At 76.7% G+C, this 3,178-nt stretch carries 4 protein-coding genes and 1 pseudogene; 2 read left to right on the plus strand and 3 right to left on the minus strand.

The window, feature by feature from the left end:
• Positions 1-439: pseudogene (locus ACWEVO_RS33500) on the plus strand (two-component sensor histidine kinase); the annotation flags it as partial.
• The gene (locus ACWEVO_RS33505) at positions 436-1,113 is read left to right on the plus strand and encodes a response regulator transcription factor (protein ID WP_452311429.1); all 678 of its coding nucleotides are present in this window, start codon (positions 436-438) and stop codon (positions 1,111-1,113) included. The pseudogene ACWEVO_RS33500 and the gene ACWEVO_RS33505, both read left to right, overlap by 4 nt.
• 17 nt (positions 1,114-1,130) lie before the next feature.
• Here ACWEVO_RS33505 and ACWEVO_RS33510 read toward each other — a convergent pair whose 3' ends face one another.
• From ACWEVO_RS33510 to ACWEVO_RS33520, 3 genes are all read right to left on the minus strand, one after another.
• Positions 1,131-1,931: an ABC transporter permease gene (locus ACWEVO_RS33510; RefSeq protein ID WP_452311430.1), complete on the minus strand. Its 801-nt coding sequence runs from the start codon at positions 1,929-1,931 to the stop codon at positions 1,131-1,133.
• Positions 1,928-2,860, minus strand: coding sequence for an ABC transporter ATP-binding protein (locus tag ACWEVO_RS33515; RefSeq protein ID WP_452311431.1), 933 nt, complete (start codon positions 2,858-2,860; stop codon positions 1,928-1,930). Before ACWEVO_RS33515 ends, ACWEVO_RS33510 begins: the two co-directional genes overlap by 4 nt.
• Positions 2,861-2,929: 69 nt before the next feature.
• Positions 2,930-3,178 (minus strand): cytochrome P450 (locus tag ACWEVO_RS33520; protein WP_452311432.1); only part of this gene is annotated, 249 nt, incomplete at its 5' end.

Below are 3,178 nucleotides of genomic sequence, written 5' to 3' on the forward strand. Positions count from 1 at the left end.
GGTTCCGGTGGCGGCGCCGCGCGACCTGACGGGGTCTGCCGCCCGGGCGGGCGATGCCCCGGACCCCGGCCCGGTGGCGCCGTCCGACGACCGGCCCGCCGCGGCGGCGCGGCGGTTGCGGGACGCCCGGCGGCGGGTCCGGCGCAGCCTGCTGGTGGCGTTCGGCGCCCCGGTCGTCCTCGCCCTGGTGCTCGCGCTGGTCTACTACCCCCTGGCGACCGCCGGCGCGGTGCTCGACGAGGCCGGGTACGAGCGGCTGCGGGTCGGCGACGCGCGGGCCGGCCTCGACCTGCCCGAGCGGCGGGCCGACCCGCCCGACGCGGACGCCCCGGCCGGCTGCGAGTTCTACACCGACGGCAACTTCCCCTTCGCGGAGCCCACCTGGCGGCTCTGTTTCTCCGACGGCCGACTGGTCAGCAAGGAGCGGATCGCGCGGTGACCGACGACCACGGGCACCCCCTGCGGGTGGTGCTCGCCGACGACGAGGCGATGGTGCGCGCCGGCGTACGGGCCATCCTGGCCGCCGACCCGGGGATCGAGGTGGTCGGCGAGGCCGGCGACGGGCGGGCCGCGGTCGAGCTGGTCCGCGCCCACCGGCCCCGGGTGGCGCTGCTGGACATCCGGATGCCCCGCTGGGACGGGCTGAGCGCGGCGGCGGAGATCCGCCGGCTGGCCCCGGAGACGGCCACGGTCATGCTCACCACGTTCGGCGAGGACGACCTGATCGCCCGGGCGCTCGGGCTCGGGGCGAGCGGTTTCCTGCTGAAGTCGGGCGATCCGCGGGAACTGCTGGCCGGCATCCGGGCGGTGGCCGACGGCGGGGCGTACCTGTCGCCCCGGGTGGCCCGCCGGGTGATCGAGCTCAGCGGCGGGCAGCTGGCCCGGACCCCGTACGCCCGGGACCGGCTGGCCGGGCTGACCGACCGGGAGCGGGAGGTGCTCGCGCTGGTCGGGGCGGGACTGTCCAACGCGGAGATCGGCCGCCGGCTGCACCTCGTCGAGGGCACCGTGAAGAGCTATCTGACCAGCATCTTCACCCGACTGGACGTGCGTAACCGGGTGCAGGCGGCGATCCTCGCGTACGAGGCGGGGCTGGTGCCGCCGACCGGCTGACCAGCCCCGCCCCCGGTTCACGCGTCGCGTCGGGCCAGCGCGCGGCGGCCGAGGGCCAGCGCGGCGGCCGCCCAGCCGGCGAGCACCAGCAGCCCCACCGCCGCCGGGTACGGATCGGTGTCCCCGGCCAGGAAGTGGTTGCCGGCGACGCCGGGGAACCCGTCGGCGATCCGGGTGAGCACGGTGATCCCCGGCTCCTGCAACGACAACGGCACGATCATCAGCAGGGCGAGGAGCACGGTCAGGCTGAGCACCGCGCCGCGCAGCGCCGTCGCCAGGCCCAGCGCCAGCACCCCGACCAGGGCCAGGTACGCGGCCGAGGCGACCACGTCCCGGACCGTCCCGCCGAGCGGGGCACGCCCCCACTCGCCCAGTACCGGCCCGGCGACCGCGGCGCCGATCGCGCCCAGCAGCAGCCCGACGAGGAACGTCATCCCGCCGACCACGACCGCCTTGGCCAGCAGCACCCGGCCCCGGGACGGGGTGCAGCGCAGGGTGGTGCGGATGGTGCCGGTGGCGTACTCGCTGGTGACGGCGAACAGGCCGAGGGCGAGGACGACGTACTGGGTGAGTTCCAGCGAGCCGGCGACGATCTCGCCGACCCCGACGACGCCCGGGCCGATGGTGGGGTCGTCGTCGGTGTTCGCGTTGACCGCGTAGATGGCGAGCTGGGCGGCGGTGGCGGCCATGGTGGCCACGGCCGCGAGGACGGTCCACCAGGTGGACCGGACCGACCAGAGCTTGGTCCACTCGGCGGCCACCGCCCCGGCGAAGGGGCTGCCGGCGGGGGCCGGTCGGGCGGGGCTGGTGACGGTCATCGGGTCCCACTTCCGGTCGGGCCGGCGGCGTACTCGACGCTGCCGGCGGTGAGTTCCAGGAACGCCTCCTCCAGCGAGGCGGCCACCGGGGTCAGCTCGTGCACCCGCACCCCCAGCTCGTACGCGAGGTCGCCGACCCGGGCGGCCGGGACGCCGGTGACGGTCAGCCCGTCGCCGTCCGCGGTGACTTCCGCCCCCTCGGCGGCCAGCCGGTCGCCGAGCGTCGACAGGCCGGCCGGCTCGGGACCGCGGACCCGGACCGCCGCGGTCGGGCGGGCGGCGATCAACTCGGCCAGCGGCGCGTCGGCGATCAGCCGCCCCCGGCCGAGCACCACCACCCGGTCGGCGGTCTGCTCCATCTCGCTCATCAGGTGGCTGGAGAGCAGCACGGTGCGGCCCTCGTCGGCGAGGGTCCGGGTGAACCGCCGGATCCAGCGCACCCCGTCCGGGTCGAGGCCGTTGACCGGCTCGTCGAGGAGCAGCACCGGCGGGTCGCCGAGCAGCGCGCCGGCGATGCCGAGACGTTGGCCCATGCCGAGGGACAGTGCGCGTCCCGGCTTGTCGGCGGCGCGCCCGTCCAGGCCGACCAGGTCGAGCACCTCGTCCACCCGGCGCGCCGGGATTCCGTTGCTGCGGGCCATCGCCCGCAGGTGGGCCCGGCCGGAGCGGGCCGGGTGGACGCCGGTGGCGTCGAGCAGTGCGCCCACCTCGTACAGCGGGTGCCGCAGCGCCCGGTAGGGCCGGCCGTTGACCAGGGCCTGCCCGGCGGTCGGGCGGTCCAGGCCGAGCACCATCCGCAGCGTGGTGGACTTGCCGGCGCCGTTGGGGCCGAGGAAACCGGTGACCTGTCCTGGTCCGATGTCGACGGTCAGGTCGTCGACCGCGGTCGCCGTCCCGAACCGCTTCGTCAATCCACGAAGTGTGATCATGCGCCGACGGTAGGGAGCGGGCGGGCGCCCGCACCGCCCCCGATCGGCATCGCCCGACCCTGACTTTCGTCAGGTGCGGCGGACCACGAAGGCGTCGGGCATCCGGAAGGTGAGGTTGTCCGGGCACCAGGGCGCGCGGACCACCGTCACCCCGTCGAGCAGCGCGGCCGCCTCGGCGACCACCACCGCCGCCTCCATCCGGGCCAGTTGCGCGCCCACGCACCGGTGCGCCCCGGCGCCGAAGGCCAGGTGCCGGCGGGAGCCGCGCTGTCCGGGCCGGAACTCGGCCGGCGCGGCGACCACCGCCGCGTCCCGGCC

The sequence above is a fragment of the Micromonospora sp. NPDC003776 genome, assembly GCF_053605645.1.